Here is a 25,727-nt window from a genome sequence, read left to right as displayed (position 1 = left end):
GACATGCCCGACCGCTCTCTGCGTGGCATGAGCATCGGCAGCAAGAGCATGGAGTCCGACGAGGGCGTGGACTTCGCCCCGCGATTCCAGGCGCACTACGACTGCCCCAACGGCCACACCATCATCCTGCCGTTCTCCACCGACGCCGAGGTTCCCCCGATCTGGGAGTGCCAGTGCGGTGGGGAGGCCCTGCTGCGGGACGCGGAGCGTCCCGACGCCAAGCCGACCAAGCCGCAGCGCACCCACTGGGACATGCTGCTCGAGCGCCGCACCGTCTCCGAGCTCGAGGAGCTCCTCGACGAGCGGCTCGAGCTGCTGCGCGCCGGCAAGCTGCGCCGCTCGGCCTGACCCGAGCCGAGCCGGCGCCCCGGCGATCGGCCAGGCACGCACGATCAAGGGCGGCCCTCCCGCGGGAGGGCCGCCCTTCGTCGTGCCCGGCACCGCCGGTCGGGCGGGCGCCGGGGCGCGGTCAGGGGCGGCGCCGCCCGCCGGGCAGCAGCCGGCGCAGCTGGCGGCCGCGGTGCGCCAGCCCCCACGCGGTCACCTTCGTCAGCGCCTCGACCACGATCGCCCGCGACATCTTCGACTCCCCCACCGTGCGCTCGACGAACGTGATCGGCACCTCGGCGACGGTGCCGCCGCCGCGCAGCACCCGCCAGGTCATGTCCACCTGGAAGCAGTAGCCGTGCGACTCCACGGCGGCCAGGTCGATCGCCCGCAGCGTGTCCGCCCGGAAGGCGCGGAACCCCCCGGTGGCGTCCCGCACGGCCACGCCCAGCAGCAGCTGCACGTAGGTGTTGCCGCCGCGGGAGAGCAGCTGGCGGTGCCACGGCCAGTTCACCACCCGGCCCCCGGGCACCCAGCGCGAGCCGAGCACCAGAGCGGGGGCGTCGGGGTCCGCCGCACGGTCCAGCAGCCGTGACAGCTCCTCGGGCCGGTGGGAGCCGTCGGCGTCCATCTCGCACAGCACGTCGTAGCCGCGCTCGAGCCCCCAGCCGAACCCGGCGACGTAGGCCGCGCCGAGCCCGCCCTTGCCGGTGCGGTGCAGCACGTGCACCCGCGGGTCCCGGGCCGCGACCTCCTCGGCCCACCGCCCGGTGCCGTCCGGCGAGGCGTCGTCGACCACCAGCACGTCCACGTCCGGCTCCGCGGTGCGCAGCCGCTCCAGCGTGCCCGGCAGCGACTCGCGCTCGTCGTAGGTGGGGATGATGACCAGCGTGCTCACGACTCTCCTCCCGCGCGACGGCGGCTGACGAACGCCGAGACCGCGCCGGCGGCCACGAGCAGCACGGCCGCGGCCTCCACGACGATCCCCGGCCCTTCCCCGGCGCGCACCGCCGGGGTCATGGTGGTGCGCAGCGGCAGCTCCGCCACCAGCTGGTCGGCGGTGAACAGCCCGGTCCGGGCCACCAGGGTGCCGTCCGGGGCCACCACGCCCGAGACCCCCACCGTGGAGATCTGCACCGCCGCGCGACCCGTGGTCATCGCCTGCATGCGGGTCATGGCCAGCTGCTGGGTGGACTCCGCGGTGTACCCGAACGAGGCGTTGTTCGTCGGCACCACCAGCACCTGCGCACCGCGCCGCACCGCGTCCCGCACGATCTCGTCGTAGGCGACCTCGAAGCAGATCGCCGTGGCCATCGGCACCGTGGGCCCGTCCGCGCGCGGCAGGTCGACCACGGCCGGCTCGGTGCCCGCCAGCATGTCGTTGGTGACCCGGTCCACCTGGGCCGAGAACAGCCGCACGAACCCGCGCAGCGGGATGTACTCCCCGAACGGGGCCGGGTGCTGCTTGGCGTACCGGTCGATCACCCCGGCCCCCGGCTGCCACAGCAGGGACACGTTGTACCGGCCGCCGGTCTCGGGGTACTCCTGGGCGCCCACCAGGATCGGGGCGCCCACCCGCGCGGCGGCCGCGTCGAGCGCCGCGGCGACGTCGTCCGCCTCCTGCGGGTCCAGGTCCGATCCGTTCTCCGGCCACAGCACCACGTCGAGGTCGAGGTCGCGGCCGGCCAGCGCGTCGGTGCCGTCCAGGTGGTTGGTCAGCACCTCGGCCCGGTTGGCGAACGACCCCAGGCCGGGTTCGGCCACGTTGCCCTGCACCGGGCCGGCCCGCAGCACGGGGCCCGGTCCCTCGTGGGTGGCCGTGCCCGCGTCCACCACGACCGTGTCCAGGTCCGCGGTCGCCACCGGCTCCGGCGGCACGGGGCCGGCCGGCAGCGGCAGCGCCGCCGGCGCCACCGCCAGGACCACCGCGCCGAGCACGCCGGCCCCGGCACCCAGCAGCGCCGGCCGCACCGCACGACCCGCCCGCCGGGCACGGACCGCCGCCAGCACCCGGCCCGCGGCCACCGCACCGAGCACCCCGACCAGCGCCACCAGCAACGAGACCGCGACCGTTCCGCCCAGCCAGGCCGCCCGTCCGGTCGGGGCGTCAACCATCGTCCAGGCCAGCCGGCCCCACGGGAAGCCGCCGAACGGCACCTGCGAGCGGGCCTGCTCCACCCCGACGAACAGCACCGCGAACGCCGCCGCGTGCCCGAGCGTGCGCAGCACCGCGGTCGCGGCGGACGCGCCCGGGTCCGGCAGGGCCAGCGCCGGCCAGCGGCGCGCCCACGTCCACACCGCCCCCAGCAGCGCCCAGAACGCCGCCTGCAGGGTGGCCAGCGCCAGCCACGGCACGGTGTCCGTGGCGAAGTTCGCCCACCAGATGTGCGGCAACCAGAACGACCAGCCGGCCACCAGCCCCACCAGCGCGTTCCACGCGGCCGCGCGCCGGCCCGTGCGGCGCCAGGCCGCGAACAGCAGGCCCACCGCCACGAACGCCGCCGGCCAGGCCCCCACGTCGGGGAAAGCGGTCCACAGCACCACCCCGGCGGCGACGCCCAGCAGCAGCGTCGCCGACCGCGACGTCGTCCAGGACGCCGGCGCGGCGGAGGCGCTCGCGGACGCGGGGGACGGGGCGGGATCGGTCACGGTACTCATCCGCTCAGCCGTCGAGCACGTCGTGCAGCACGACGCCGTCCCGCACGGTGCGCAGGCACTCCGGGGCCGGCGCGTCCTCGGACAGGTCCGGCAGCAGCGGCTGGCCGGCACGCGCCTCGGGGTTCCACTGCGACAGCCGGCCCGGCGCGGACTGCACGGCCAGCGACCCGGTGCGCCACACCGCCAGGTGCGCCGGTGCACCGACGCGCAGCTCGCCGGCACCGGTGTGGTCCAGCCCGGCCAGGCGCCAGCCGCCGCGGGAGTGGGCGCGGAACGCCGAGCGGGCGCTGACCCGCTGGGAGGGGTCCGCGTGCCCGATCGCCGCGCGGACCGCCTGCCAGGGGTCCAGCGGCGTCACCGGGCTGTCGGACCCGAACGCGATCGGCACCCCCGCCCCGGCCAGGTCCGCGAACGGCGACAGGTTCGCCGCGCGCGGACCGCCGAGCCGCGTGGTGTACATGCCGTCCGGGCCGCCCCAGGTCGAGTCGTAGGCCGGCTGGATCGACAGCCCCATGCCGTACAGCAGCAGCGAGGCCAGGGCCGCGGCGTCCACGAACAGGGCGTGCTCGATGCGGTGGTGCCCGCCGCGCAGCGTGGCGGCGTCCGCGCGGCCCACCGCGACCTCCAGCCCCTCGACGAGCTCGTCCATGGCCCGGTCGCCCACGACGTGCAGGCCGCCCTGGACCCCGGCGGCCGAGCAGGCCAGCAGGTGGGTGGCGATCTGGTCGGCCGACAGGTACAGCCGGCCGGTGCGCTCGCGGGCCTCCGACGGCAGGTCGGTGTAGGGCGAGGTCAGGGCCGCCGTGCGCGAACCGAGGGTGCCGTCCACGGTCAGGTCCCCGCCGATGCCGGTCAGGAACGGCAGCTCGGCCAGCAGCGCCCGGGCGTCCTCGGGACCGGTGCACAGCTCGGCGCGATAGGCGGTCACGTGCGGCAGCCGCTGGTCGGGGTCGGCGGCGAGCGACATCAGCGCGGTCAGGCCCTCGCGGGTGTCCACGTGCGGAGTGCTCATCTCGTGCACGGCCACGATGCCGCGCGCGGCGGCCTGCGACAGCGCCTCGCGGTACAGCGTCTCGCGTCGCGCGGGGTCCAGGTCGTGCACGGCGGCGCGGGCGCTCGCGTACGCCTGCCCGCCGACGAGCCCGGTGCCGTCCCAGTCGGGGGTGCGGTCCAGGCCGGTGCGGGCGGCGAGCGAGGACGAGGCCAGCGCGCTGTGGCCGTCGACGCGCACCGCGAGCGTGGGCCGTCCCCCGGTGGCGCCGTCCAGCTCGCTCAGCCAGGGGGCGCGCCCCTCGGGCCAGGCGCCCTCGTCCCACCCGAGGGCGAGCAGGATCTGCTGCCCGCCGGGGTCGGCGGCGTCCAGGTCGCGGGCGGCGGCCGCCAGCCGGTCCAGGGCGGCGGCCAGGCTGTGGCCGCCGGCGGCCGGGGACAGGTCGACGCCCGCCGCGGTCAGCCCCGTCTCGAGGGTGTGCACGTGGGCGTCGACGAACCCGGGCGTGACCAGCGCGCCGTCGAGGTCGACGACCTCGTCGGCACGGGCGGCCAGCCCGGCGGCGGTGTCCTCGGCGCCGAGCCAGGCCACCACCCCGTCGTCGACGAGCAGGGCCTCGGCGAACGGGTCCGCGGCCGAGTGGACGACACCGTTGCGGTACAGGGTGGAGGTCACGGCCGAAAGCCTAGGGCACCGCGGGGGTGCCCCGGGGAACCGGCGGCCCGGGATCAGACCGTGGAGTGCGCCACGACACCGCGCAGCACCGCGTCCTGGGCGGCACGCGCCCGGCCCCGCAGCGGCGGCCCGGCGGCCGCGGCGAGCTGGTCGAGCACGTCGACGACCTGCTTGCACCAGCGCACGAAGTCACCCGCGGCGATGTCGGTGCCGCGCAGCACCGTGTCGAGGCTGGCGCCCGAGGCCCACTGGTGCACGGGGGCGGTCAGCGCGGTGTCCAGGGTGCCGGTCACCTCCAGGCGATGGGTGGCCTCCAGCTCGGTGACACGGGCCCACACGGCGGCGGTCGCGTCCACGGCGTCGGCGAGCCGGCGCCCCGGCACCCCCGCCAGACCGGTCTGGGCCTCCTCACGCCGCCCGGCGTACACCACCACCGACACGGCGGCGGCCAGCTCGGCGGGTCGCAGCTCGTCCCACACGCCCTGGCGCAAGCACTCGGCCAGCAGCAGGTCGTCCTCGGCGTACAGCCGGCCCAGCCGGCGTCCGGACTCGGTGACCTGCAGCCCGTCGTCGCCGCGGTGCAGGTAGTCCAGCTCGGTCAGCACGTCGCAGATCCGGTCGAACGTGCGGGCGATGGACCCGGTGCGGCCCTCGATGCGCCGGACCAGCGCGTCCTGCTCGCGGGCGAGCTTCTCGGCGCGCTGCGCCCAGCGGGCGTGGTCCTCCCGCTCCGGGCAGCCGTGGACCGGGTGGGCGCGCAGGTCGCCGCGCAGCCGCTGCAGCTCGCGGTCGGAGGCGACGTCACCGCCCCGCTCGCGCGCCTCGCGCCCGGCCGGGTCGTTACCGGGGGCGGACCGCTCCCCCAGCGCGTTGCGCAGGCTGGAGGCCAGGTCCCGCCGGTCGGCGGGCCGGCGGGAGTTGAAGCTCTTCGGGATGCGCACACGGGTCACGGTGCGTACCCCGTCGGGGGTGTCGGCGACGGTGAGCTTCTTGACCTGCCGCTCCTGGGTCAGCACAGTCGGGCGCGGCCCGTCGAAGCCGCCCTCGTCGCCGCCGGGGTCCAGCACGACCACGAAGCCGCGCCGCCGACCCGACGGCACCTCGGCGACGTCGCCGCGCCGCAGCCGCGACAGCGAGTCGATCGCGTCGGCGCGGCGCGCCCCCTTGGCGGCGCGGGACAGCTCCTTCTCCCGGGCGGTGATGGCCCGCCGGATCGTGAGGTAGCCCTCGACGTCGCCGTGCTCGCAGTGCGCGGCGCCGCGGTAGCCCTCCAGCGCCTCGGCGTGCGCCTGCGCCTGCTTGGCCAGGTCGACCACGCCCCGGTCGGCCTGGAACTGCGCGAAGCTGGTCTCCAGCACCTCGCGGGCACGCTCGGCGCCGACCTGGCCGACGAGGTTGACCGCCATGTTGTAGGTCGGGCGGAAGCTGGAGCGCAGCGGGTACAGCCGGCGCGAGGCGAGCCCGGCCAAGGCCACCGGGTCCAGGCCCACGTGGTCGACGACGACGGCGTGGCCCTCGACGTCGATGCCGCGCCGTCCGGCGCGTCCGGTCAGCTGGGTGTACTCCCCCGGCGTGATGGGCTGGTGCGCGGTGCCGTCGAACTTGACCAGCTTCTCCAGCACCACCGACCGGGCGGGCATGTTGATGCCGAGCGCGAGCGTCTCGGTGGCGAACACGACCTTGACCAGCCCGCGGGCGAACAGCTCCTCGACGGTCTCCTTGAACACCGGCAGCAGCCCGGCGTGGTGGGCGGCCACGCCCCGTGCCAGCGCGTGCTGCCACTGCCAGAAGCCCAGCACCTCCAGGTCCTCGGGCGGCACGGTGACCGTGCGCTCCTCGATCACCCGGCGGATCTCGGCCTCCTCCTCGGCGTTGGTCAGCCGCAGCCCGGCGCGCAGGCACTGCTCGACGGCGCCCTCGCAGCCGGCGCGGGAGAAGATGAAGTAGATCGCCGGCAGCAGGGCGTCCTCGTCGAGGGCCTCGACCACGGCGTACCGGCGCGGCACGCGGCGCTGCGGGACCACGCCCTGGTCGCCGCCGCGCCCACCGCGCCCGCGGTAGCCGCGGTCCCCGCGGCCACGGCGTCGGGCGCCCGGCGCGGACCCGGCGCGGCCGTGCGTGCGGAACAGCCGGGCCAGGTCGGGGTCGATCGGCGGGTTGGTGCCGGGGTCGGTGGGGTCGACGTGCCCCGCGTACAGGTCGAACAGGCGCGGGTGCCCGCGCGGCTCGTCCGGGGCGGTGATGACGTGCTGCCACAGCGGCACCGGGCGGTGCTCGCTGACCACCACGGCGGTGTCGCCGCGCACGGTGGCGAGCCAGTCGCCGAACTCCTCGGCGTTGGACACCGTCGCCGACAGCGAGACGAGCTGGACGTGGTCGGGCAGGTGGATGATGACCTCCTCCCACACCGGGCCGCGGAACCGGTCGGCGAGGTAGTGCACCTCGTCCATCACCACGTAGGCCAGCCCCTCCAGCGTGGTCGAGCCGGCGTAGAGCATGTTGCGCAGCACCTCGGTGGTCATCACCACCACCGGCGCGTCGCCGTTGATGGAGGTGTCGCCGGTCAGCAGCCCGACGGCGTCGACGCCGTGCCGGTCGACGAGGTCGTGGTACTTCTGGTTGCTCAGCGCCTTGATGGGCGTGGTGTAGAAAGTCTTGCCGCCGCGGGCGAGCGCCAGGTGCACGGCGAACTCGCCGACCACGGTCTTGCCGGCGCCGGTGGGGGCCGCCACCAGGACGCCGCGGCCGCGCTCCAGGGCGGCGCAGGCCTCGGCCTGGAAGTCGTCGAGCTCGAAGTCGACCAGGGAGCGGAACCGGCCGAGCTCCCCGGCCTCGGCCCGCGCGCGGGCCGAGCGGGCCCGGGCGGCGGCGTAACGTTCGGCGGGGCTGGGTACTGCCGTCATGCCGTCAGCCTACGGCTCAGGCCGAGGTCAGCACCTGCAGCGCCCCGGGCACCGCGCGGGCGGTCAGGGGCAGCGCGGACAGCGCCTCCCCGTCACCGTGGGCCACCGGCCAGAGGGTGCCGGGCGCGGCGTCCGGGCCGGGGCTGATCGTCACCGCCCGGGCGCGCAGCACGTGCACGTCACGCCGGCGGACGTGGGTGCCGGCGTACATGAACGGGAAGATGCTCGCCGCGGCCGCCCGGGAGGTGATCGGCGCCACGAGCACGTCGAGCAGCCCGTCGTCGACCCGCGCGTGCGGGGTGACGCGGATGCCGCCGCCGATGCGGTCGACGTTGGCGGCGGTGACCATCGCGGCACGCCCCTGCCAGGTCGCGCGCGCCGGCTCGCCGGCCAGCGCCAGCCCGCCGTCGTCGACGACGTCGGTGAACTCCAGGCGGTAGTCCCAGGCGCGGAACCGCGCCAGCTCGGCCAGGGTGGCCACCGTGTAGCGGGCGGGACCGCGCGGGTGCCGCATCCGCAGCGCGCGGGCGCTGACGGCGGCGTCCAGCCCCGCCGAGACCGCGCCGGCCACCCAGCGCGGGGGGTCGTGCGGGCCGGTGACCTCGACGGCGTCCACGGCGCGGCGGGTGCCGTGCGCCAGGGCCGCCACGACGTGGTCCACGGCGTCCAGCGGGTCCTCGGGCAGCCCGAGCACGGCGGCGAAGTCGTTGCCGGTCCCCACCGGCACCACCCCGAGCGGGGTGCCGGTGCCCGCGGTCGCGCCCGCGCCCAGGTGGACCATGCCGTCGCCGCCGACCACCACCAGGGCCTCGAGGTCGTGCCGGGCGGCCAGGCGCGCGGCCGTCGCCGCCCCGTCGGGGCCGGACAGGTCGCTGACCCGGTGACCCGCCCGCCGCAGCCGGTCGGTGGCCACGGTGGCGATCACGCGGCCGCGGCCCGCCCCGGCGGTGGGGTTGACCACCAGCCCGACGTGGTGGGCGCCGGTGCGTGCCGCGGCGCTCACTCGACGGGGGCGACGCGGCGCCGGTCGACGCGGCGGTCGTGCACGAAGCAGATCCCGGTCGCCACGAAGTACAGCGCGGCGATGGGCAGCGCGATGCCGAACATGCTCAGCACGTCCATGGTCGGGGTGACGATCGCGGCGAAGAGGAACGAGACGAGGATCGCCCAGCGCCAGCCCGCGAGCCAGGTGCGCGCGCGCACGAGGCCCATGAGGTTGAGCACCACCATGAACACCGGCACCAGGAACGCGATGCCGCACGCCAGGATCAGGCGCATCACGAAGCTGAGGTAGAGCTGGGCGCCGATGAGGTTCGACCCGCCCTCGGGCACGAAGTCGTTGAGGACCTCGACCACGAACGGCAGCACCGACCAGGCCAGCAGCGCCCCGGCCAGGAACATCGGCACCGCCGCGGTCAGGAACCCGAAGACGTAGCGCCGCTCGGAGCGGGTCAGGCCCGGGGTGATGAACGCGAACACCTGGTACAGCCACCAGGGGCTGGAGACGATCACCGCCAGGAACAGCGAGACCTTGACCCGCATGTCGATCGCGGTGGCCACGCCGTCGAAGTTCAGCCCGATCAGCGCGCCGCGCCGGTCCGCCGCCATCTCCAGGGGACGCATCAGCGCGTCCAGCAGCGGGTCGTACAGGATCCAGCCGACGATCGCGCCGAGCAGCAGGCCGATCGCGATGCGCACGATCCGCCGCCGCGCCTCGACCAGGTGCTCGCGCAGCGGCATCCGCCCCTCGGGATCCCGGGGGGTTCGAGCCATCAGCCCGCTCTCAGGACTGGTGCGGGTCGGGACGACCCGAGCCCTGCGCCGGGGCCTCGCCCTGCGGCGGCTGCGCCGACGACGCCGAGGGGGCGCCGTCCTGCGCACCGGTGCCCTGCGTCGTGGTGCCCGACGCGGTGGACCGCGAGGTCGTGGTGTCGTTGTCGTCGTCGTCCTCGCCCAGGTCCTTGATCTCCTTCTTGAAGATCTTCAGCGACGAACCGACGCTGCGGGCCACGTCCGGCAGACGGTTGGCCCCGAACAGCAGCACGACCAGCAGGATCAGCGCGATGATCACAGCCGGGTTGCGGAAGATACCCACGGACTTCAACTCCCAGGACGTTCGGACGTGCCGCGACCGGCACGCAAGCCCAGTGTAGGCCGACACCGGTGTGCGACGGAACACACGCACGCCCCGCCGCGCCCGGTCAGGGGTGCCGGTCAGCGCGGCGCTCGGCCTGCCGGCGTTCCAGCCAGGTGCTCTCGGACCAGGTGCGCCACACCGCGGCCTGGTCCACGCGTCGCCGGTCACGCCGCTCCCAGCGGTCGCGCCGCAGCTGCTCGCGCCGCGCCCGCAGCACCGCACGGTCCTCGAACATCGTCGCCGTGATCCGCGGCGGGTCGGCCTGCGCGGCCGCGGCCGCCGCCCCGACACGCTCCGCTGCCTCGCCCCACGTGCTGCCCGCCTCCGCGAAGGTGCGCAGCAGCGCGAGCCCGGTGCGCACCACGCGCCAGGCCAGCCACGCCAGGAACACCACGGCGGCCAGCGCCAGCACGGTCCAGATCCAACCCCACACGCCCGCCACCCTAGCCCTCGTCGTAGGCGCCCAGCGCCTCCCGCGCCGCGGCGGCCACCTCCGCGGCCACCTGCGGCGGCTCCACCGCCAGCACGTCCACCGCGTGCGTGAGCAGCAGCCGGCGCAGCCACGCCGGGTTCGTCACCCGCAGCCGCACCTCGAACGACCCGTCGGCCAGGTCCGTGACCTCCTCGACCGGCACCTCCTCGGCCACCCAGCGCGCCGCCGAGCGCCAGCGCACCCGCGCCTCGCGCGCCCGCCCGGCGGCGTCCGCGACCACCTGGGCTGCCACGTCCACGTCGGCGTCCGTCCCGCGCGCCTCCACCGGCACGTCCAGCAGCTCGGCGCCCAGCACCCGGTCCACCCGGAAGGTGCGCCGTCCCCCGGCGCGGTGGCACCAGCCCACCAGGTAGGTCGCCCCCGACTGCGTCAGCAGCCGCCACGGGTCCACGTCCCGCTCGCTGGTGACGTCCGCCGCGTCCACGTACCGCAGCCGCACCCGGCGCCCGGCCGCCAGCGCCTGCGACAGCACCCCCAGCGTCGCCACGTCCTCCGGACCGCCCAGGCGCACGTCCACGGCGCTCGCGGCCTCGCCGGTGGCGGCGGTGAGCTTGTCCAGCGCACCGGTGACCACGGCCGCCCGGGCCGGGTCGGCCTGCACGGCGGGGGTGGTGCTCATGGCGCGCAGGGCGGCCACGAGCGCGACGGCCTCCCGGGTGCCCAGCCGCAGGGGGCGGGTCAGGCCGCGGGACTGGGTGAGGCTGACCAGCCCCTCCTCCAGGGAGAACGCGTCGAAGTCGATGAGGTCGTCGGGCATGTAGCCGGGCGTTCCGGAGACCCACAGGGCGTCGATGTCCTCGCGCAGCCGGGCCGGGGTGACGCCGAACCGGTGGGCGAGCTCCTCCACGTCGACCGGGCCGGCGCCGTCGAGGTAGGCGACGATGCCCAGCAGGCGCACCAGCCGGTCGTCGGCACGTTCAGCCACGGTCGGCCTCCTCCTGCGGGCGCGTGGACAGGGCGGCGGCGGCCCGCAGCCGGCGCAGCACCTCGGCGCGCAGGTCGGGCGGGTCGAGGACCACCACGGCCGCGCCGTAGCCCGCGACCTCGTCGGCGAAGGTCGTCAGGCTGCCGTAGGGCACCGTGACCAGGTCCCGGCCGGCAGGAGCCGCGGGGGTGCCGGGACGCGCGACCGCCGGGACGGTGTCCGCCGACCGGGCGCGCAGCGCGGTGGCGCGCTCTGGCACCACCGCGAGCAGCGCGGTGCTGTCGTGGCGCACGCGGGCGCCCAGGGCCGCGTCGACGTCCACCCGGTCGGGCAGCTCGTAGGCGTGCGGCGTCGCGCCGAGGCGGACCCGGCCCTCGATGCGCGAGAGCCGGAAGACGCGTTCGGCGTCCCGGTCGCGGTCGTGGCCCACCAGGTACCAGCCGCCGCCGCGGGCGGCGATGCGCCACGGCTCGACCTGCCGGGTGCGCACCTGCCCGGTGGAGGCGGCGCGGTAGCGGAAGCTGACGACCCGCCGTTCGGAGATCGCCTCCAGCAGCGGGCCGTAGGCGTCGCCGGCGGCCCGCACCCGGGGTGTCAGCCCGGCCACCGCGTCCCCGACGGCGTCGCCGGCGCCGGCGGCGGCGAGCTTGGTCATCGCCCGCGACATGTCGGTGCGCAGCGTCTTGTCGGACCACAGCTGGGCGGCCAGGGCGACCACCCCCAGCTCGGCCGGGGTGAGGTCGACCGCGCCCAGGGCGTAGGCCTCGTTGTCGATGCGGTAGCCGACCTCGTCGCTGTGCCCGCTGCCCTCGACCGTGACGATCGGCACCCCGAGCGCACGCAGCGTGTCCTTGTCCCGCTCGAACATCCGCTCGAACGCCTCGGTCGAGGCCGCGGCGTCGTAGCCGTGCACGCCCGCGCGGACCTGCTGCTTCGTCATCGCCGCCGAGGTGTTCACCAGCGCGATGACGAGGTTGAGCAGCCGCTCGTCGGGTCGTGTCGGCGGCCCGCCCGCCGGAATCTCACCAGCCATCGGCCACCACGCTATCCCCCGGTACGCTCGGGCGGGTGACGACAGGGCCGACGCAGCACCGAACCGCAGCCGACCACGTGACCTGGCGCACCGGCGTCGTGACCGCCACCGGACGGTCGTGGCCCGGTGCCGCGGAGCTGCGCGTGCGGCTCGACGACCCGCTGCCCGCGGGTCCCGACGACGGGACGCCGCCGCGCGAGGTGCGAGCGCTGGCCTACACCACGCTCGTCGGCACGCCCGCCGTCGGCGATCCGGTCGCGCTGAACGTCTCGGCCCTGGCCCGTGGCCTGGGCACCGGCGGGTACGCCCTCGTGGTCGCCCCCACCGCCGCCGCCGCGCTGCCGGGCGACCCCGCCCCCGGGCCGGGTCACCTGGTCAAGGCCCGCTACACCCCGCTGCAGGCCCTCGTGCTGGGCGTCGACGAGCAGGAGTCGGCCCACCACGAGCTGCTGCGCGACGCCGACGACCTCGACGGCACACCCGTCGTCGTCGCCGACCTGCACTCCGCGCTGCCGGCGGTCGTGGCCGGGGCCCGCCACGCCGCCGAGCAGGCCGGCCGCCCCGCCCCCCGCGTCGCCTACGTGATGACCGACGGCGGCGCCCTGCCCGCCGCCTTCTCGCGCACCGTCGCCGCGCTGCGCGACACCGGATGGCTGGCCGCCACCATCACCGTCGGACAGGCCTTCGGCGGCGACCACGAGGCCGTCACCGTGCACACCGGGCTGCTCGCCGCCCGTCACGTCGTCGGCGCCGACCTCGTCGTCGTCGCCCAGGGCCCCGGCAACCTCGGCACCGGCACCCGGTGGGGGTTCTCCGGGGTGGCCGCCGGGGACGCCCTCAACGCCGTGGCCACGCTGGGCGGCACCCCCGTCGCCTCGCTGCGCGTCTCCGGCGCCGACCCGCGCGACCGGCACCTGGGCGTCTCGCACCACTCGCTGACCGCCTACGGCCGGGTCGCGCTCGCCCCCGCCGACGTCGTCGTGCCGCACCCCACCGCCACGCTCGAGGACCGGCCCGGCTGGGGCGCCGGGCTCACCCGCCGCCTCCACGACCAGGCCCGCACCCTCGCGGACCGCCACCGCCTCGTGGACGTCGACGCGGACACCGACCTGCTCGACGCGCTCGACCGCTCCCCGGCCCGGCTGTCCACGATGGGGCGCGGGCTGCACGACGACCCCGCCGCCTTCGTCGCCGTGGCCGCCGCCGGCCGGCACGCCCAGCAGGTCGCATGAACCGCCCGCACCCGGGCGGCCGGCCCCTGCTGCTGACCGGCCTCGCGACCCTCGTCGTCCTCGGCGCCGCCACCGCCACCCCCTGGCAGGTCCGGATGCCCACGGCCCTGGCCGGGCTCGGCGGCCTCGACCTGCCCGACGGGCCCACCCCCAGCGCCGTGCCCTCGCCGGTCGAGGACCTGCAGACCACCGAACCCGACGACTCCCTGCTCACCGTCCTGCTGCTGGTCGGCGCCGCCGTCGCGTTCCTCCTGCTCGCCCTCGTCGCCCGTCGCGTCCTCACCATGCTCCAGGCCGCCCCGCCCGCCCCCCAGGACCCCGACCAGCCCGCGGCCGGCGCCGCGCTGGCCGGCACCGAGGCGCCCTCCGTCCCCCTGCCCGCGCTCGACGACGCCGTCACCCGCGCCCTCGGCCGCCTGGACGACGCCCGCACGCCCCACGACGCCGTCGTCGCCGCCTGGGTCGCCCTCGAGGACGCCGCGGCCGAGCACGGCACTCCCCGCGACCCCGCCCAGACCCCCACCGAGTACACCCAGGACCTCCTCGCGCGCACCCCCGCACCGCCCGCCGAGGTCACCACCCTGCGCAGGCTGTACCAGCAGGCACGCTTCGCCGACCACCCCACCACCGACGCCCAGGTCGGCGACGCCCGCGCCGCCCTGACCCGCATCGCCCGGCGACTGGCCACCGCCCCCACCGCGGACCGCACCCCGTGACCCGCCGGTACCTGCCGACCGCCCTCGCCGTCGCCGCCGCGCTGCTCCTCGCCCTCAGCGACACCCTCGACCCCGTGCACGCCGTCCTGCTGCCCGCCGCGCTGCTCGCCCTGCGGCAGGCGTGGGCCGCGCTCGACGACGGCGACCACGCCGACTGGCCGCCCCCGCCCACCGAGGAACGCCACGGCGCCCGCCGCGACGTCTCCGACCTCGCCTGGGCCGCCTTCACCCGCAACGGCCGCGTCTCCCCCCGTGTCACGCGTCGCGTCCGCGAGCTCGCGGCGCACCGGCTCCGCGCCCGCGGCATCGACCCGCACGACCCCGACCGGTACGACGACGCCGCTGCCCTGCTCGGCGCCGACACCCTCGCCGGCCTCCTCTCCCCCGAGCCGCCCACCGCCCGCACCCTGCACCGCTGGCTCGACGACCTCGACCGCCTTACCACCGACGCACCACCATCCGGAAGGCCCACCCGATGACCGACACCCCCGCCGCCCTGCCCGTCCCGGCCGTCGCCGCCCACGCCGACGCCGTCCTCGACGAGATCGGTACCGCCGTCGTCGGCATGCGCGACGCCCTCGAGCTGGCGCTCGCGGCGGTGCTGGCGGGCGGGCACGTGCTCTTCGAGGACGTGCCCGGGCTCGGCAAGACCCTCGCGGCGCGTTCGCTCGCGACCGCCCTCGGTCTCGACTTCGCGCGTCTGCAGTGCACGCCCGACCTGCTGCCCAGCGACGTGACCGGCTCCAGCGTCTTCGACCCGGCGACGCGCGAGTTCGTGTTCCGGCCGGGCCCGGTCTTCACCGGCCTGTTCCTCGCGGACGAGATCAACCGGACGGCCCCCAAGACGCAGTCGGCGCTGCTGGAGGCGATGGCCGAGCGCCAGGTGTCGGTGGACGGCGTGACCCGGCCGCTGCGGGCGCCGTTCCACGTCGTGGCGACGTCCAACCCGGTCGAGTACGAGGGCACCTATCCGCTGCCCGAGGCGCAGCTCGACCGGTTCATGGTGCGGCTCGCCGTCGGCTACCCGGGTGCCGCGCAGGAGCGCGACGTCCTGCTGCGTCGCGTGGCCCGTCGGCAGGAGGCGGCCGAGGTCGGTCGCGTCGTCGACGCGGACACCGTCCGGGCCATGCAGGCCGGCGTCGAGGCCGTCGCTGTCGACGAGGACGTCGTCGACTACTGCGTGGCGCTGACGGCCGCGACCCGCGCCCACCCGGCGCTGGAGGTCGGCGCCTCCCCGCGCGGTTCGCAGAACCTGCTGCTCATGGCGCGTGCCGTGGCGGTGCTGGACGGCCGTGACTACACGGTGCCGGAGGACGTGAAGCGGGTCGCCGTCCCGGTCCTCGCGCACCGGCTGACGCTGACCCCCACGGCGTGGGCTGCCGCGACCCGCCCCGAGGACGTCGTGCGCGAGCTGCTGGCCTCCGTGCCCGGTCCGGCGACCGTCGGAGCCGCGCGGTGACCTTCGGGGCGACCCTCCGCGACCGCGCGCTGGAACGAGGGGCACGGACCGGGGCCGAGCCGGTGTGGCGCCGGACGCCCACGGCGGTCCTCGGGACCGTGGCGGGTGTCGTCGTGCTCGGTGCGGGGCTCCTCGCCGGGCGCGCCGACGTCGCCGCGCTCGGTGTGCCGCTGCTGCTGTCCGGGACCTGGAGCGGCCGTCCCGGAGCGCCCCGGGGGGACGCGCCCGATCGACCCACCGCGGCGACGTTGGTCTCGCCCGAGGAGCCCACCGCACCCGGTGAGATCCGGGCGACGGTCCGTCTCGACCCTCCCTCCGGCGCCGAGCTCGTCGTGCTGCGCGCCGCGGCCCCGGGGCACGAGTCGACGGATCTCGTGGTCGCGGCAGACCGGGCAGAGATCGTGCTGCGCTCCGCGACCGTGCGCACCGGGCCGCAGCCGACGTTCGTCGTGGACCTGCGCGGCTACGGTCCCGGCGGGACGACGGCGGAGGACCCGGTGCGGGCGGCCGGCGCGACCCGTCTCGTGCTGCCCACGGCGGTCCCGCTCGGGCGGGTGCCGCTGCCCCCGCGGATGCGAGGGCTCACCGGGCCGCACACGTCCCGGCGGCTCGGCGCCGGGGACGAGCTGCGCGACGTCCACCCCTTCACCCCGGGTGACCGGCTCCGTCGCATCGACTGGCGCACGACCGCCCGGCGGTCACCGGACCTCGACGAGCTGTCCGTACGCCGCACGTACGCGACCGCGGAGGCCACGACGATGCTCGTGGTCGACTCCCGGGACGACGTCGGTCCCGACCTGCGCACCTGGCGCGGCCAGGGTGAGCAACGGGTCGACGAGGCGACGTCGTTGGACCTGGCCCGGCAGGCCGCCGCGTCCGTCGCCCGCGCCGTGGTCGACGCCGGGGACCGGGTGGGGCTGCAGGACCTGGGACGTCGTCGTCGACCGCTGCCGCCCGCGGCCGGACGCCGGCACCTGCGCAGGATCCTGCACGGCCTGGCGATGACCAGCCCGCTGGGGAGCCCCGCACGACGTCTGCGTCCCCCGCAGCTCCCGGCCGACGCCGTGGTCTTCCTCTTCTCGACCGTGCTGGACGACGAGCCGGTGGTGCTGGCGCGCACCTGGCGCGAGCAGGGGCACCGTGTGGTGCTGGTCGACACGCTGCCGGCGCTGCGGCCGGTCACCGAGCCGCACATGCAGATCGCCTGGCGCGTGACCTCGATGGAGCGGGAGGACAGGCTCCGCCGGCTGGTCGCCGAGGGCACGCCCGTGGTGCCGTGGCGGGCGACGGAGCGGACGCGCGCCGCGGCCAGGTTCGAGGCCCTGGTCAAGGCGTCCGAGCGCCACCACAGCGCGCACGTCCACCGGGCGCAGGTCGCCGGGGGTGCGGTATGACGCTGCGCGCGGAGCTCCAGGACTGGCGGCACCGGCGCCACGACCGTCCGATGCCCACCGTGCAGGTGGAGCACGGCACCGCCGTGCGCGGCGTCTGGTTGCGGATCGCCGCGGCGTGCGCCGCGACGGGGCTCCTGCTCCTGGCCGCCGCCCGCACCGACGTGATCGTCGAGCTCGCGCTCGTGGGCGCGGGGTCGGTCGGGGGGTGGTCGCTGGTGCGCCCGGGCCGCGTGCCGGCCCATCTCGCGGTCGTCGTCAGCGCGCTCCTCCTGCTCGGTTCGCGGTCGGCGCCTTTCGACCCCGCCGTCCTCTGGCTCCTCCCGGCGGCCCTCCTGACGGTGCGTCTGGGGTGGTGGGCCGAGCACGTCGCGGGGGGAACCCTGGTCGAGGTCGCGGCGCTGCGCCGGACGGTCGGTCGTGACCTGCTGATCGTCGCCGTGTCGACGGTGGTCGCCGCCGTGGCGTGGGCCGCCACCGCCTGGACCGCTGGGCCCCTGCTGGTGCTGGGGGGCCTCGCGCTCGTCGTCCTGGCCTGGTGGGCTCTGCCACGATGGACGCCGTGAGCAGCCTCGAGATCCGTCCCTACCGATCGTCCGACCGCTCGGCCGTGGCCGAGATCTGCGTCCGGACGGCTGCCGGCGGGGGTGACGCCCGGGGCGTCTACTCCGACGACTCGCTCATGCCCGACGTCTACGCCCTCCCCTACGTCGAGCACGCCCCGGACCTCGCGTTCGTGGTCGTCGACCGCGACGCCGACGGGACCACCGACCCGCTGGTCGTGGACGACGGACGGCTGATCGGCTACGTCCTCGGGACACCGGACACCACGGCGTTCGTCGACTGGTGGCGTCAGGAGTGGACGCCGTCGTTCCGGGCACGCCATCCGGAGGTCGGCGACGTCACCGCTGCGGCACCCGGGTACACCGAGGAGGCCCTGTGGCGGGACGGCACGGACCCCGAGCGGATGACCCGCGGTCTCGACCCGGCCGACCTGCGCACGTACCCGGCGCACCTGCACATCGACCTGGTCCCCGAGGCCCAGGGACGTGGCCTGGGCCGACGGCTGGTGCGCACGCTGTGCGACGCCCTCGCGGCGCGCGGCGTCCCCGGCGTGCACCTCTCCTACGACCCGGCCAACACCGGCGCCCGCGCGTTCTACGACCGGTTGGGCTTCGTCGAGCTCAGCTCCTCGACCCCGCACCTGCCCGTCTTGGGGCTCCCGACGGGGCGGGGCTGACCCCGCTCCTCCGGGCTGGGTGACCGTTTCCGCGGTCGGTGCGTTGGGTGTTGGTGCTTGGCACACTATTTTTCTGGGAGCGTGACGCCGGGATCGGGGATCCCCGCGTCCACCCAGGCGCGCCGCACCTGCTCGAAACGGGTCGGCAGCGGAGGCCGCGTCGCCCCGAGGCGGGCGTTCGTCCGATGCACGAACCTCCTCCACGAGAGCACCAGACCCTGCTTCGTGATCGGCAGTCCGCTCGAGACCGTGGTGCCGTTGTCGTGCGTGTGGTGCACGGTCAGCAGCAGCGCGCGGGGTACGGTGCCCTCCAGCTCGGCGGCCAGCTCGGTCCGCACGACGGCCCAGTGCCGGAGCACCACGACGACCTCGCCCGGCACGCGGTGACGACGGGGGGTGCGGTGCTTCCCGTGGCGCACGACGACGCGCCCCTCCCCCGGCACGCGGGTCCCGGCCACACGCCCTCGGCCGGCCAGCACGTCGGGCCCCAGGTCGAGGTCCTCGACACGCACGCGCAGCAGGTCGCCGTAGCGCGCACCGGTGCTCCGCGTCAGGCCCGCGACGACCGCGAGCCGCACCGTCTCGGGCTTGGCCTCCGGCCGCAGGGCCTCGACGGCCAGCTCGCGCCAGACCCAGTCCGCCTCCTCGAGCGAGACGGTCGGCCGCGGGTACCGGGTCGGGGAGCGATGGTCGGTGGTCTCCGGAGTCATGGGTTCAGTCTGCCGCTTGGCACACTTTTTCATCCCCGCTGGTCTCGGCGTGTCCACGATCCGCGGACGGCCAGCGCACCAGGGCCAGCACTCCCAGCGCGAGCACGCCGCCCGCCACGGCGAACGCGAGGCCGCGAGAGGTCGTCGTGACGAGCGCCCCGAGGGCGAGCGCCGCCCCGGCTCCGCCGGCCTGCAGGACCATCGAGTTCACCGACAGGGCCGTGGCGCGCTCCCGGGACGACACGGCGCGGTGCGTCAGGTCGTCGAGCAGCGGCCCGCCGACGCCGAGCAGCAGGTAGAAGGCGACGAACGCCGCGGCCGCCGCTCCCCCGACCGGGATCCCGACCGCGGCCAGGGCGCCCGCCGCGAGGACCGTCGACACCGCGACCGCCCGGGGCGACGACCGCGCGAGGCGCGCCGCGGCGGGGGCCAGCGCCGCCCCCGCCGCGGAGGCGCAGAACCCCGCCGTGACGAGGGCGGCGTAGGGGGCGGCCGCGCTCGAGGCCCCGCCGAGCAGCGCGGCCGCGGCCGCCGGCGCGAGGAGCTCGATCCCCGCCAGCGCGAACCCGAGCACCACCATGAACGAGGCGATGCGGCGCAGGGGTGCACGGGACGCAGCCAGCACGACCCCACGGACGACCGTCCGCGGGACGTCCGCGACCAGGTCGCGTGGCCGGCAGGCGCCGGGCGGGCGGACCTCGCGCACCCAGGCCACGACCAGCACCAGGTGCACGAGCCCGACGGCCGCGGCGACCAGGAACGGCGTCGACAGGGCGACCACCACCGTCCCGGCGGTGGGCCACGGGGAGACGGCCACGAGGACACCCCCGACCAGCGCGCCCCCGCCGAGCCCGAGCGACTCGGCGGCGCCGGCCCGTCCGAGCGCGGGTCGCAGGTCGGCCTGCGCGTCGAGCTCCTGCGCGCGGTCGACGTACCAGGCCTGCAACGGTCCGGAGTCGAGGGCGCGCGCGACACCGAGCAGCACCGAGGCCGTCCCCAGCACGAGCAGGGAGGTGCCCGTCGCGTAGAGCACCGAGGCGACCACGGACAGCACCGAGGAGACCACGAGCACGGGGCGCCGGCCGACGACGTCCGCCATCCCGCCCGTCGGCAGCTCGAGGACCAGCGTGGTGACGCTGTACAGCGCGACGAGGAGACCGACGGTGGCGAGGTCGAGACCGCGCTGCTGGAGCAGCAGGACCATGACGGGCACGATCAGCCCGGTGGGGAACCACCGCAGGAAGGCCAGCGCCACGAACCGCCGCCGCGCGGCCACCAGGGCGCCGGGCCGCACCCCGGGCGCGGTCACCGGTGCGCCTCGCCGGCACCGGGACCACCCGGGTAGGCGTAGGCGAAGAGACGGACGGCGCGGGCACCCTCCGGACGCGCGGCCGGGTCGGCGTCCCGCTCCTCGTACGGCGCGAAGAGGTCGTAGAGGCCCTGCGTGACCCGCTCCAGCTCCGCGGGGGTCAGCCACGCCACCACGTCGGTGGACAACGCCGCTCGCCGCCACGGCTCGGGTTCCGCGGCCCGCCGCCGCCGGAACCGTCGCCACGCGTCGAACCGGAACTCGTCGACGGCCTCGTCCAGGGCGACCCGGGCAGCCACGCCCGCCGGACCGTCCTCGTCCCAGGTGATGCCCTCGTCCCGCGCACGCCAGGGTCGTTCGCGGCCGTGCCCGCCGTCCGCCCGGAACACGTGCCCGTACTTCTCGAGCTGGCGCAGGTGGTACGAGCAGTTCGCCGGGGTCTCCCCCAACCGTTCGGCGCACTGCGTGGCCGTCAGCGGCCCCTCGGCGAGGAGGTCGATGATGGCGAACCGCACCGGGTGGGCGAGGGCGCGCAGCTCCCGGGGGTCGGAGATCTTCCGCACGGGGAACGGCGGGACGGGCTTCCCGTTCCCGGGCGGGGGCACCGAAGGTGGCGTCGAGGGCGTCTCCATGTCTCGAAAGTATTCTTTCGAAAGAGTTCTTGCAAGTGTAGGATGGGGGTGTGCCCGCCCCTCTGCCCCGCACCCTCGCCGATCCCGTCGACCACGAGCTGGTGATCAAGAAGTCGCGGTTCCTCGCCCACCTCGCGCCGGTGGCGTCCGAGACCGAGGCCGACGCCGTGATCGCGGCGGTCCGCAAGCAGCACTGGGACGCCCGCCACCACTGCGTGGCCATGGTGCTGGGCACGCACGCGGACTCCCAGCGCTCCTCCGACGACGGCGAACCGTCCGGCACGGCGGGCGTCCCGATGCTGGAGGTGCTGCGTCACCGCCGCCTGACCGACGTGGTGGCCGTGGTCACCCGCTACTTCGGCGGGGTCCTGCTGGGTGCCGGCGGGCTGGTGCGCGCCTACTCCGCGGCCGTGGCGGGAGCGGTCGACGCCGCTGACGCCGGGGGCGGCATCCTGGAGCGCCGCACGGTGCGCGAGGTCTCCGTGGACGCCCCGCACGCCGATGCCGGCCGCATCGACCACCTGCTGCGCGACTGGAGCGCCGCGCACGGCGCCGTCGTGGACGACCCCGAGTACGCGGAGGTCGCACGACTGCGGCTGCTCGTCCCGCCGACCGAGCTGGAGACGCTCGACGCCGAGCTCGCCGCCGCGTCCGCCGGACGGCTGCGGGCCACCGTGGGTGCCGAGCGGATCGTCGACGTCCCGGCGCACGACTGACGCGCGCCCGGCGCCGGGCCGCCCCGGGTCAGGCCTGCACGCCGTCCGCGGTGATCGTCGCCCCGTCGGGGACGGTGCCCGCGTCGCCGTCCGGTTCCGGCAGCATCGCGTCGCCCACCACGGTGACGTCCGCACCGAACGTCCAGTCGCCGGCCACGGCGAGGCCGTCGGCGCCGCGCAGCGAGGGCGGGCCGGCGGCGAAGCGCTCGTCGAACGCGCCGATCGTCTTGTAGGTCTTCGAGAGCTGGACCAGGGGCGCGGGGACCGTGGCCTCCAGGCGGAAGTCGTCGGTGAGGTCGTACACGTCCGAGCGCAGCAGCAGCAGGTCGTTGGTGGTCTTCACCGGCAGGAACCGCTCCCGGCCGACCTCGATGGCGGTGGCGCCGTCGAAGACCGCGACCGCCGCGCCCATCGCCGACTCGATCTGGACCACCTCGGGAGAGTCGCCGTCGGTGGGGTCGACCGTCTTGGCGTTGCGGATCAGCGGCAGCTCGAGCACTCCCCCGGTCCGGTCCAGCTCGGCGGCCAGCGCCTCCAGGTCGAACCACAGGTTGTTGGTGTGGAAGTACCGGTGGCGCGACGCGTCGAGGAAGGCGTCCATGTCGTCCGGGTGCGTCTGCGCGGTCTCGCGCTGGATGATCCGGCCGTCGGAGCGGCGCACCACCAGCTGACCCCCCTTGACGTCGGCCGGTGTCTTCAGGCACATCTCGGCCGCGTACGGGGCGCCCGACCGGGCGAACCACGCAGCGATCTCCCCGTCGGGCGTCGCCCCGAGGTTGTCGGAGTTGGACACCGACGCGTACCGGAAGCCCGCCTCGAGCAGGGCGTGGACCACACCGCCGGCGTGCAGCGCCGGGTACAGGTCGCCGTGCCCCGGCGGGCACCACTCCATCGCCGGGTCGGCGGGCCACTCCACCGGCTCGAGCGTGTCGGCCCGCAGCTTCGGCTCGCGGTTCTGCAGGAAGTCGAGCGGCAGGCCGTCGACGGCGAGGTCGCCGTAGGGAGCCAGCGCCGCGAGCGTGTCGTCCTGCGTCCGGAAGGAGTTCATGAGCACCAGCGGCAGCCGTGCGCCCGTGGCCCGCCGGGCGGCTCGCACCTGGCCGACGATGACGTCGAGGAAGCTCATCGAGCGTCCCTCCGCGTCGCGGCGGACCTCCAGCAGGGACTTGGCGCGGTCCATGCCCATCGAGGTGCCGAGACCTCCGTTCAGCTTGATGATCGCGGTGCGACCCAGCGCCTCGGCGGCCTCCTGCGGCGTCACGTCGAGGTCGGCGTGGCGGGTCAGGTCGGTCAACGGCTCGACGTCGTCCTCGCGGACGAGACCCGTGGCGCCCTCCTCCAGCAGCCGGTAGAACCGGGTGAAGGTGTCGATCGCGGCGGTGGCCACACCCGCCGCGCGCATCTTGTCCTGTGCCAGCTGGAGTCCACGATCGCTCATGCCAGGAACCCTAGCCGCCAGGGGCGCCGAGCGCGTGGGCGGGTCGTGGTGGGGTGCTCACAGGAAGGGGTCGGGATCCCCCGCGCCCTCGCGGACGACCTCCGGCGTCGGGCCGGACAAGTCCACCACCGTCGTGGGAGCGGCGGTCACCTCACCGGACTCGACGACGAGATCGACGTCACGGTCCAGCTCCTCGGCGACCTGCCATCCCTCGGTCATGGCCTCCTCCTCGCCCGGCAGGATGAGCGTCGAGCTGAGCAGCGGCTCGCCGAGCTCGCGCAGGATCTCCTGCACCAGCCGCGAGTCGGGGATGCGCACCCCCACGGTCTTCTTCTTGGGGTGCGCGAGCCGCCGGGGCACCTCCGACGTCGCCGGGAGCACGAAGGTGTAGGGACCGGGCGTGGCGGCCTTGATCGCCCGGAACTCGGCGGTGTCGAGACGCACGAGCTGGCCCATCTGGGCGAAGTCGGAGCACACGAGCGTGAAGTGGTGCTTGGCGTCCAGACGCCGGATGCGCCGGATCCGCTCCGCGCCGTCGTGCTGCCCGATGCGGCAGCCGAGCGCGTAGCCGGAGTCGGTCGGGTAGGCGATGAGCGCCCCGTCCCGCAGGGCGTCCACGACCTGCCGGACCAGTCGCGGCTGCGGGTCCACCGGATGGATGTCGACGATGCGCGCCATCGGGCCAGGTTACGCCGCGGCACCGGCCGCGTCGCACGTCAACGCGCGCAGCAGCTCCTCCTCGCGCGCGTTGCCCCCGCTGCAGACCACCCCCACGCGCCGTCCGGCGAACCGGTCGGGAAAGGACAGCACCGCGGCCAGCGCCGCGGCGCCCGCGCCCTCGGCGACCGTGCGCGCCGCGGTGAGGTAGGCGTGCTGGGCCTCGGTGATCGCCTCGTCGTCCACGAGCAGGAAGTCGGCCAGGTGCTGGAGCAGCACCGTCTGGGTCAGGGCGAAGCCGCACCCGACCGCCAGCCCCTCGGCGCGGGTCCTCACGGGCCGGGTCCGCAACGCACCGGACCGCCAGGAGTCGTGCGCGGCCGGGGCGGCGGACGACTGCACGCCGACGACCTCGACGTGCGGCGCGAGCGCCGCCGTGACCAGGCAGGCGGCCGCGGCACCGGAGCCGCCGCCGACCGGCACGACGAGCGTGTCCAGCTCGGGTGCCTGCTCCAGCAGCTCGACGGTCGCCGTGGCGACCCCGGCCACGAGCTCCGGCTCGTCCCCCGCGCTGACGAGCCGTGCCCCGCGCCGGTCCGCGATGCTCCGGGCGTGCACGGCGGCCTCGCCGAGGTCCGCACCGTGCAGGACGACCTCGGCACCTCGGTCGCGCACGGCGCGTTCCTTGACCGGGTTGGGGTCCCGCGGCATGACGATCGTGCAGGGCACGCCCGCCGCGGCGGAGGCGTAGGCCAGCGCCTGGGCGTGGTTGCCGGTGGAGTAGGCCACGACGCCGTGCTCGATCCCGCGACCTCGACGCACGAGGTTGAGGGCGCCGCGCACCTTGAAGGCACCGGTGTGCTGCAGGTTCTCGTGCTTGACGACGACGGACGTCCCCGCCGACCCACGGGCCCGGACACGCCGGTCGAGCTCGGGGTAGGCGGTGGTCGGTGTCGTCACCACGAGCCCCTCGAGCCGCTGCTGCGCGGCCCGCACGTCGTCGATGGTCGGCGGTGCTGGTGCCATGTGCACCATCGTCCGCCGCAGCGTCTCATCGGTCCAATGCCCGTCTTCGCGGCTTTGGATCGCAACCATCGATGAATCACTCGTAGGCTGGTGGTATGACGGACGTCCCTCCTCCCCCGGCACATCTCGACCTGACCCGGCTGCGGGTGCTGGCCGCCGTCGCCCGCACGGGTTCGGTGACCGCGGCCGCCCGGGACCTGCACTACGCCCAGCCCTCGGTGAGCCATCACCTGTCCCGGCTGGAGGCGGAGGCGGGCCTGCCCCTGCTGGAACGCGTCGGCCGCGGCGTCCGCCTCACCGAGGCGGGCCAGCTCCTGGCGGATCGTGCGGAGGAGATCATCGCCCGCGTCGAGGGCGCCCAGCGCGAGCTGGACGCCCTGGCCGGGCTGCGGGCCGGACGCGCGCGCCTGGCTGCCTTCCCGTCCGCCCTCGCCACGCTCGTGCCCGAGGCGGTCAGCAGGCTCCGCGAGGCCCACCCCGGCCTCGGCGTCAGTCTCGTCGAGGCGGAGCCCCCGGAGGCCGTCGCCGCGCTGCGCGCCGGTGAGGTGGACGTGGCGCTCGTGTTCGAGCACCAGGACATCACCGGCGAGCGCTCGGTCCAGGACCCGTCACCGTTCACCGCGACACCGGTGCTCGACGACCAGGTCCACCTCGTCACGCGGACGACGGACGGCGGAGCCCCCGCCCCCGAGGGCCCCGCCGACGGGTGGACGCCGCTGCGCCCGTTCGCGGACGCCGCGTGGATCGCCGGCTGCGAGCGCTGCCGCGCCGACCTGGTCGCACGGTGCGCCGTCGCCGGCTACGCGCCCCGGATCGCGTTCGAGACCGACGACTACGTCGCGGTGCAGGCGCTGGTCGCCGCCGGGGCGGGGGTCAGCCTGCTGCCGGGTCTGGCACTGCGCGCCCACCGCCATCCGGACGTCGACACGGCGGTGCTGCCGGGAGCGCGCCGCGCCGTCCGCGCCCTGACCGTCGGCGAGCCGTCGCCGCCGGTACGGGCGCTGGTGGACCAGCTCGTCGCGATCGGGGCGTCCGCACCCGCCCCGGCCTGACCTGCCG

At 76.0% G+C, this 25,727-nt stretch carries 26 protein-coding genes; 10 read left to right on the top strand and 16 right to left on the bottom strand.

Features of this window, described 5'->3' with window-relative positions; translation table 11 throughout:
- The first annotated feature begins 3 nt into the window (after window positions 1-3).
- Window positions 4-348 carry an RNA polymerase-binding protein RbpA gene (locus HLI28_RS01835; protein WP_171245783.1) on the top strand — a complete coding sequence of 115 codons (345 nt, stop codon included), beginning with the start codon at window positions 4-6 and terminating at the stop codon, window positions 346-348.
- 121 nt (window positions 349-469) lie between these two features.
- On the opposite strand, the gene HLI28_RS01830 is transcribed toward HLI28_RS01835, so the two are convergent.
- From HLI28_RS01830 to HLI28_RS01785, 10 genes are all read right to left on the bottom strand, one after another.
- Window positions 470-1,225: a glycosyltransferase gene (locus HLI28_RS01830; RefSeq protein ID WP_171245782.1), complete on the bottom strand. Its 756-nt coding sequence runs from the start codon at window positions 1,223-1,225 to the stop codon at window positions 470-472.
- Entirely contained in the window at window positions 1,222-2,985 is a 1,764-nt protein-coding gene (gene lnt / locus HLI28_RS01825; RefSeq protein WP_171245781.1) for an apolipoprotein N-acyltransferase, read from the bottom strand. Before lnt ends, HLI28_RS01830 begins: the two co-directional genes overlap by 4 nt.
- Before the next feature lie 4 nt (window positions 2,986-2,989).
- Complete coding sequence (locus HLI28_RS01820; RefSeq protein ID WP_171245780.1) at window positions 2,990-4,651, bottom strand: amidohydrolase family protein; 1,662 nt, start codon at window positions 4,649-4,651, stop codon at window positions 2,990-2,992.
- A 53-nt stretch (window positions 4,652-4,704) separates the two neighbouring features.
- Window positions 4,705-7,554 (bottom strand): DEAD/DEAH box helicase, encoded by a 2,850-nt coding sequence (locus tag HLI28_RS01815; protein ID WP_171245779.1) that lies wholly within the window; start codon window positions 7,552-7,554, stop codon window positions 4,705-4,707.
- Between the two features lie 16 nt (window positions 7,555-7,570).
- Entirely contained in the window at window positions 7,571-8,557 is a 987-nt protein-coding gene (locus tag HLI28_RS01810) for a diacylglycerol kinase family protein (protein ID WP_171245778.1), read from the bottom strand.
- Complete coding sequence (gene tatC / locus HLI28_RS01805; protein ID WP_343035560.1) at window positions 8,554-9,327, bottom strand: twin-arginine translocase subunit TatC; 774 nt, start codon at window positions 9,325-9,327, stop codon at window positions 8,554-8,556. Before tatC ends, HLI28_RS01810 begins: the two co-directional genes overlap by 4 nt.
- Window positions 9,328-9,337: 10 nt before the next feature.
- Window positions 9,338-9,649, bottom strand: a complete 312-nt coding sequence (locus HLI28_RS01800; protein ID WP_171245777.1) for a twin-arginine translocase TatA/TatE family subunit — start codon at window positions 9,647-9,649, stop codon at window positions 9,338-9,340.
- Window positions 9,650-9,755: 106 nt separating this feature from the next.
- Entirely contained in the window at window positions 9,756-10,124 is a 369-nt protein-coding gene (locus tag HLI28_RS01795; protein WP_171245776.1) for a hypothetical protein, read from the bottom strand.
- A gap of 10 nt (window positions 10,125-10,134) precedes the next feature.
- Window positions 10,135-11,109 (bottom strand): helix-turn-helix transcriptional regulator, encoded by a 975-nt coding sequence (locus HLI28_RS01790; RefSeq protein WP_171245775.1) that lies wholly within the window; start codon window positions 11,107-11,109, stop codon window positions 10,135-10,137.
- Entirely contained in the window at window positions 11,102-12,142 is a 1,041-nt protein-coding gene (locus tag HLI28_RS01785; protein ID WP_171245774.1) for a helix-turn-helix transcriptional regulator, read from the bottom strand. Before HLI28_RS01785 ends, HLI28_RS01790 begins: the two co-directional genes overlap by 8 nt.
- A gap of 35 nt (window positions 12,143-12,177) precedes the next feature.
- Between HLI28_RS01785 and HLI28_RS01780 the strand changes: the two genes are divergently transcribed.
- Genes HLI28_RS01780 through HLI28_RS01750 form a run of 7 tightly spaced genes read left to right on the top strand, consistent with a single transcriptional unit; the run spans window position 12,178 to window position 18,180 of the window.
- Window positions 12,178-13,374 (top strand): DUF3866 family protein, encoded by a 1,197-nt coding sequence (locus HLI28_RS01780; protein ID WP_343035559.1) that lies wholly within the window; start codon window positions 12,178-12,180, stop codon window positions 13,372-13,374.
- Entirely contained in the window at window positions 13,371-14,090 is a 720-nt protein-coding gene (locus HLI28_RS01775) for a DUF4129 domain-containing protein (RefSeq protein WP_171245773.1), read from the top strand. The genes HLI28_RS01780 and HLI28_RS01775 overlap by 4 nt, the downstream gene beginning before the upstream one ends.
- Window positions 14,087-14,569, top strand: a complete 483-nt coding sequence (locus tag HLI28_RS01770; RefSeq protein ID WP_171245772.1) for a hypothetical protein — start codon at window positions 14,087-14,089, stop codon at window positions 14,567-14,569. Before HLI28_RS01775 ends, HLI28_RS01770 begins: the two co-directional genes overlap by 4 nt.
- On the top strand, window positions 14,566-15,549 hold the full coding sequence (locus HLI28_RS01765) for an AAA family ATPase (protein ID WP_171245771.1): 984 nt from the start codon (window positions 14,566-14,568) through the stop codon (window positions 15,547-15,549). Before HLI28_RS01770 ends, HLI28_RS01765 begins: the two co-directional genes overlap by 4 nt.
- Window positions 15,546-16,943 carry a DUF58 domain-containing protein gene (locus HLI28_RS01760; RefSeq protein ID WP_343035558.1) on the top strand — a complete coding sequence of 466 codons (1,398 nt, stop codon included), beginning with the start codon at window positions 15,546-15,548 and terminating at the stop codon, window positions 16,941-16,943. Before HLI28_RS01765 ends, HLI28_RS01760 begins: the two co-directional genes overlap by 4 nt.
- A complete protein-coding gene (locus tag HLI28_RS01755; protein ID WP_171245770.1) occupies window positions 16,940-17,506 on the top strand; it encodes a hypothetical protein in 567 nt (188 codons plus the stop codon). Before HLI28_RS01760 ends, HLI28_RS01755 begins: the two co-directional genes overlap by 4 nt.
- On the top strand, window positions 17,494-18,180 hold the full coding sequence (locus HLI28_RS01750) for a GNAT family N-acetyltransferase (RefSeq protein WP_171245769.1): 687 nt from the start codon (window positions 17,494-17,496) through the stop codon (window positions 18,178-18,180). The genes HLI28_RS01755 and HLI28_RS01750 overlap by 13 nt, the downstream gene beginning before the upstream one ends.
- Before the next feature lie 65 nt (window positions 18,181-18,245).
- On the opposite strand, the gene HLI28_RS01745 is transcribed toward HLI28_RS01750, so the two are convergent.
- The 3 genes from HLI28_RS01745 to HLI28_RS15230 are packed head-to-tail and all read right to left on the bottom strand — an operon-like array spanning window position 18,246 to window position 20,831.
- Window positions 18,246-18,890: a hypothetical protein gene (locus HLI28_RS01745; RefSeq protein ID WP_171245768.1), complete on the bottom strand. Its 645-nt coding sequence runs from the start codon at window positions 18,888-18,890 to the stop codon at window positions 18,246-18,248.
- A gap of 4 nt (window positions 18,891-18,894) precedes the next feature.
- On the bottom strand, window positions 18,895-20,199 hold the full coding sequence (locus tag HLI28_RS01740) for an MFS transporter (protein WP_171245767.1): 1,305 nt from the start codon (window positions 20,197-20,199) through the stop codon (window positions 18,895-18,897).
- On the bottom strand, window positions 20,196-20,831 hold the full coding sequence (locus tag HLI28_RS15230) for an ArsR/SmtB family transcription factor (protein ID WP_216077231.1): 636 nt from the start codon (window positions 20,829-20,831) through the stop codon (window positions 20,196-20,198). The genes HLI28_RS01740 and HLI28_RS15230 overlap by 4 nt, the downstream gene beginning before the upstream one ends.
- 50 nt (window positions 20,832-20,881) lie before the next feature.
- Between HLI28_RS15230 and HLI28_RS01730 the strand changes: the two genes are divergently transcribed.
- Window positions 20,882-21,547 (top strand): IMPACT family protein, encoded by a 666-nt coding sequence (locus HLI28_RS01730; protein WP_171245766.1) that lies wholly within the window; start codon window positions 20,882-20,884, stop codon window positions 21,545-21,547.
- Between the two features lie 28 nt (window positions 21,548-21,575).
- Here HLI28_RS01730 and HLI28_RS01725 read toward each other — a convergent pair whose 3' ends face one another.
- From HLI28_RS01725 to HLI28_RS01715, 3 genes are read right to left on the bottom strand one after another with little or no spacing between them, the layout of a single operon-like run.
- Window positions 21,576-22,985 (bottom strand): UTP--glucose-1-phosphate uridylyltransferase, encoded by a 1,410-nt coding sequence (locus tag HLI28_RS01725; RefSeq protein WP_171245765.1) that lies wholly within the window; start codon window positions 22,983-22,985, stop codon window positions 21,576-21,578.
- A gap of 57 nt (window positions 22,986-23,042) precedes the next feature.
- A complete protein-coding gene (locus tag HLI28_RS01720) occupies window positions 23,043-23,663 on the bottom strand; it encodes an L-threonylcarbamoyladenylate synthase (protein ID WP_171245764.1) in 621 nt (206 codons plus the stop codon).
- Between the two features lie 9 nt (window positions 23,664-23,672).
- On the bottom strand, window positions 23,673-24,668 hold the full coding sequence (locus HLI28_RS01715; RefSeq protein WP_171245763.1) for a threonine ammonia-lyase: 996 nt from the start codon (window positions 24,666-24,668) through the stop codon (window positions 23,673-23,675).
- A gap of 95 nt (window positions 24,669-24,763) precedes the next feature.
- Between HLI28_RS01715 and HLI28_RS01710 the strand changes: the two genes are divergently transcribed.
- Window positions 24,764-25,720 carry a LysR family transcriptional regulator gene (locus HLI28_RS01710; protein WP_171245762.1) on the top strand — a complete coding sequence of 319 codons (957 nt, stop codon included), beginning with the start codon at window positions 24,764-24,766 and terminating at the stop codon, window positions 25,718-25,720.
- Window positions 25,721-25,727 lie beyond the last annotated feature (7 nt).

This window comes from Isoptericola sediminis, from assembly GCF_013085345.1.
In the GTDB taxonomy this organism is placed as follows: Bacteria; Actinomycetota; Actinomycetes; order Actinomycetales; family Cellulomonadaceae; genus Isoptericola; species Isoptericola sediminis.
The sequence above is the reverse complement of the archived record's forward strand: the minus strand, read 5'-3'. Positions and strand labels throughout refer to the sequence as shown.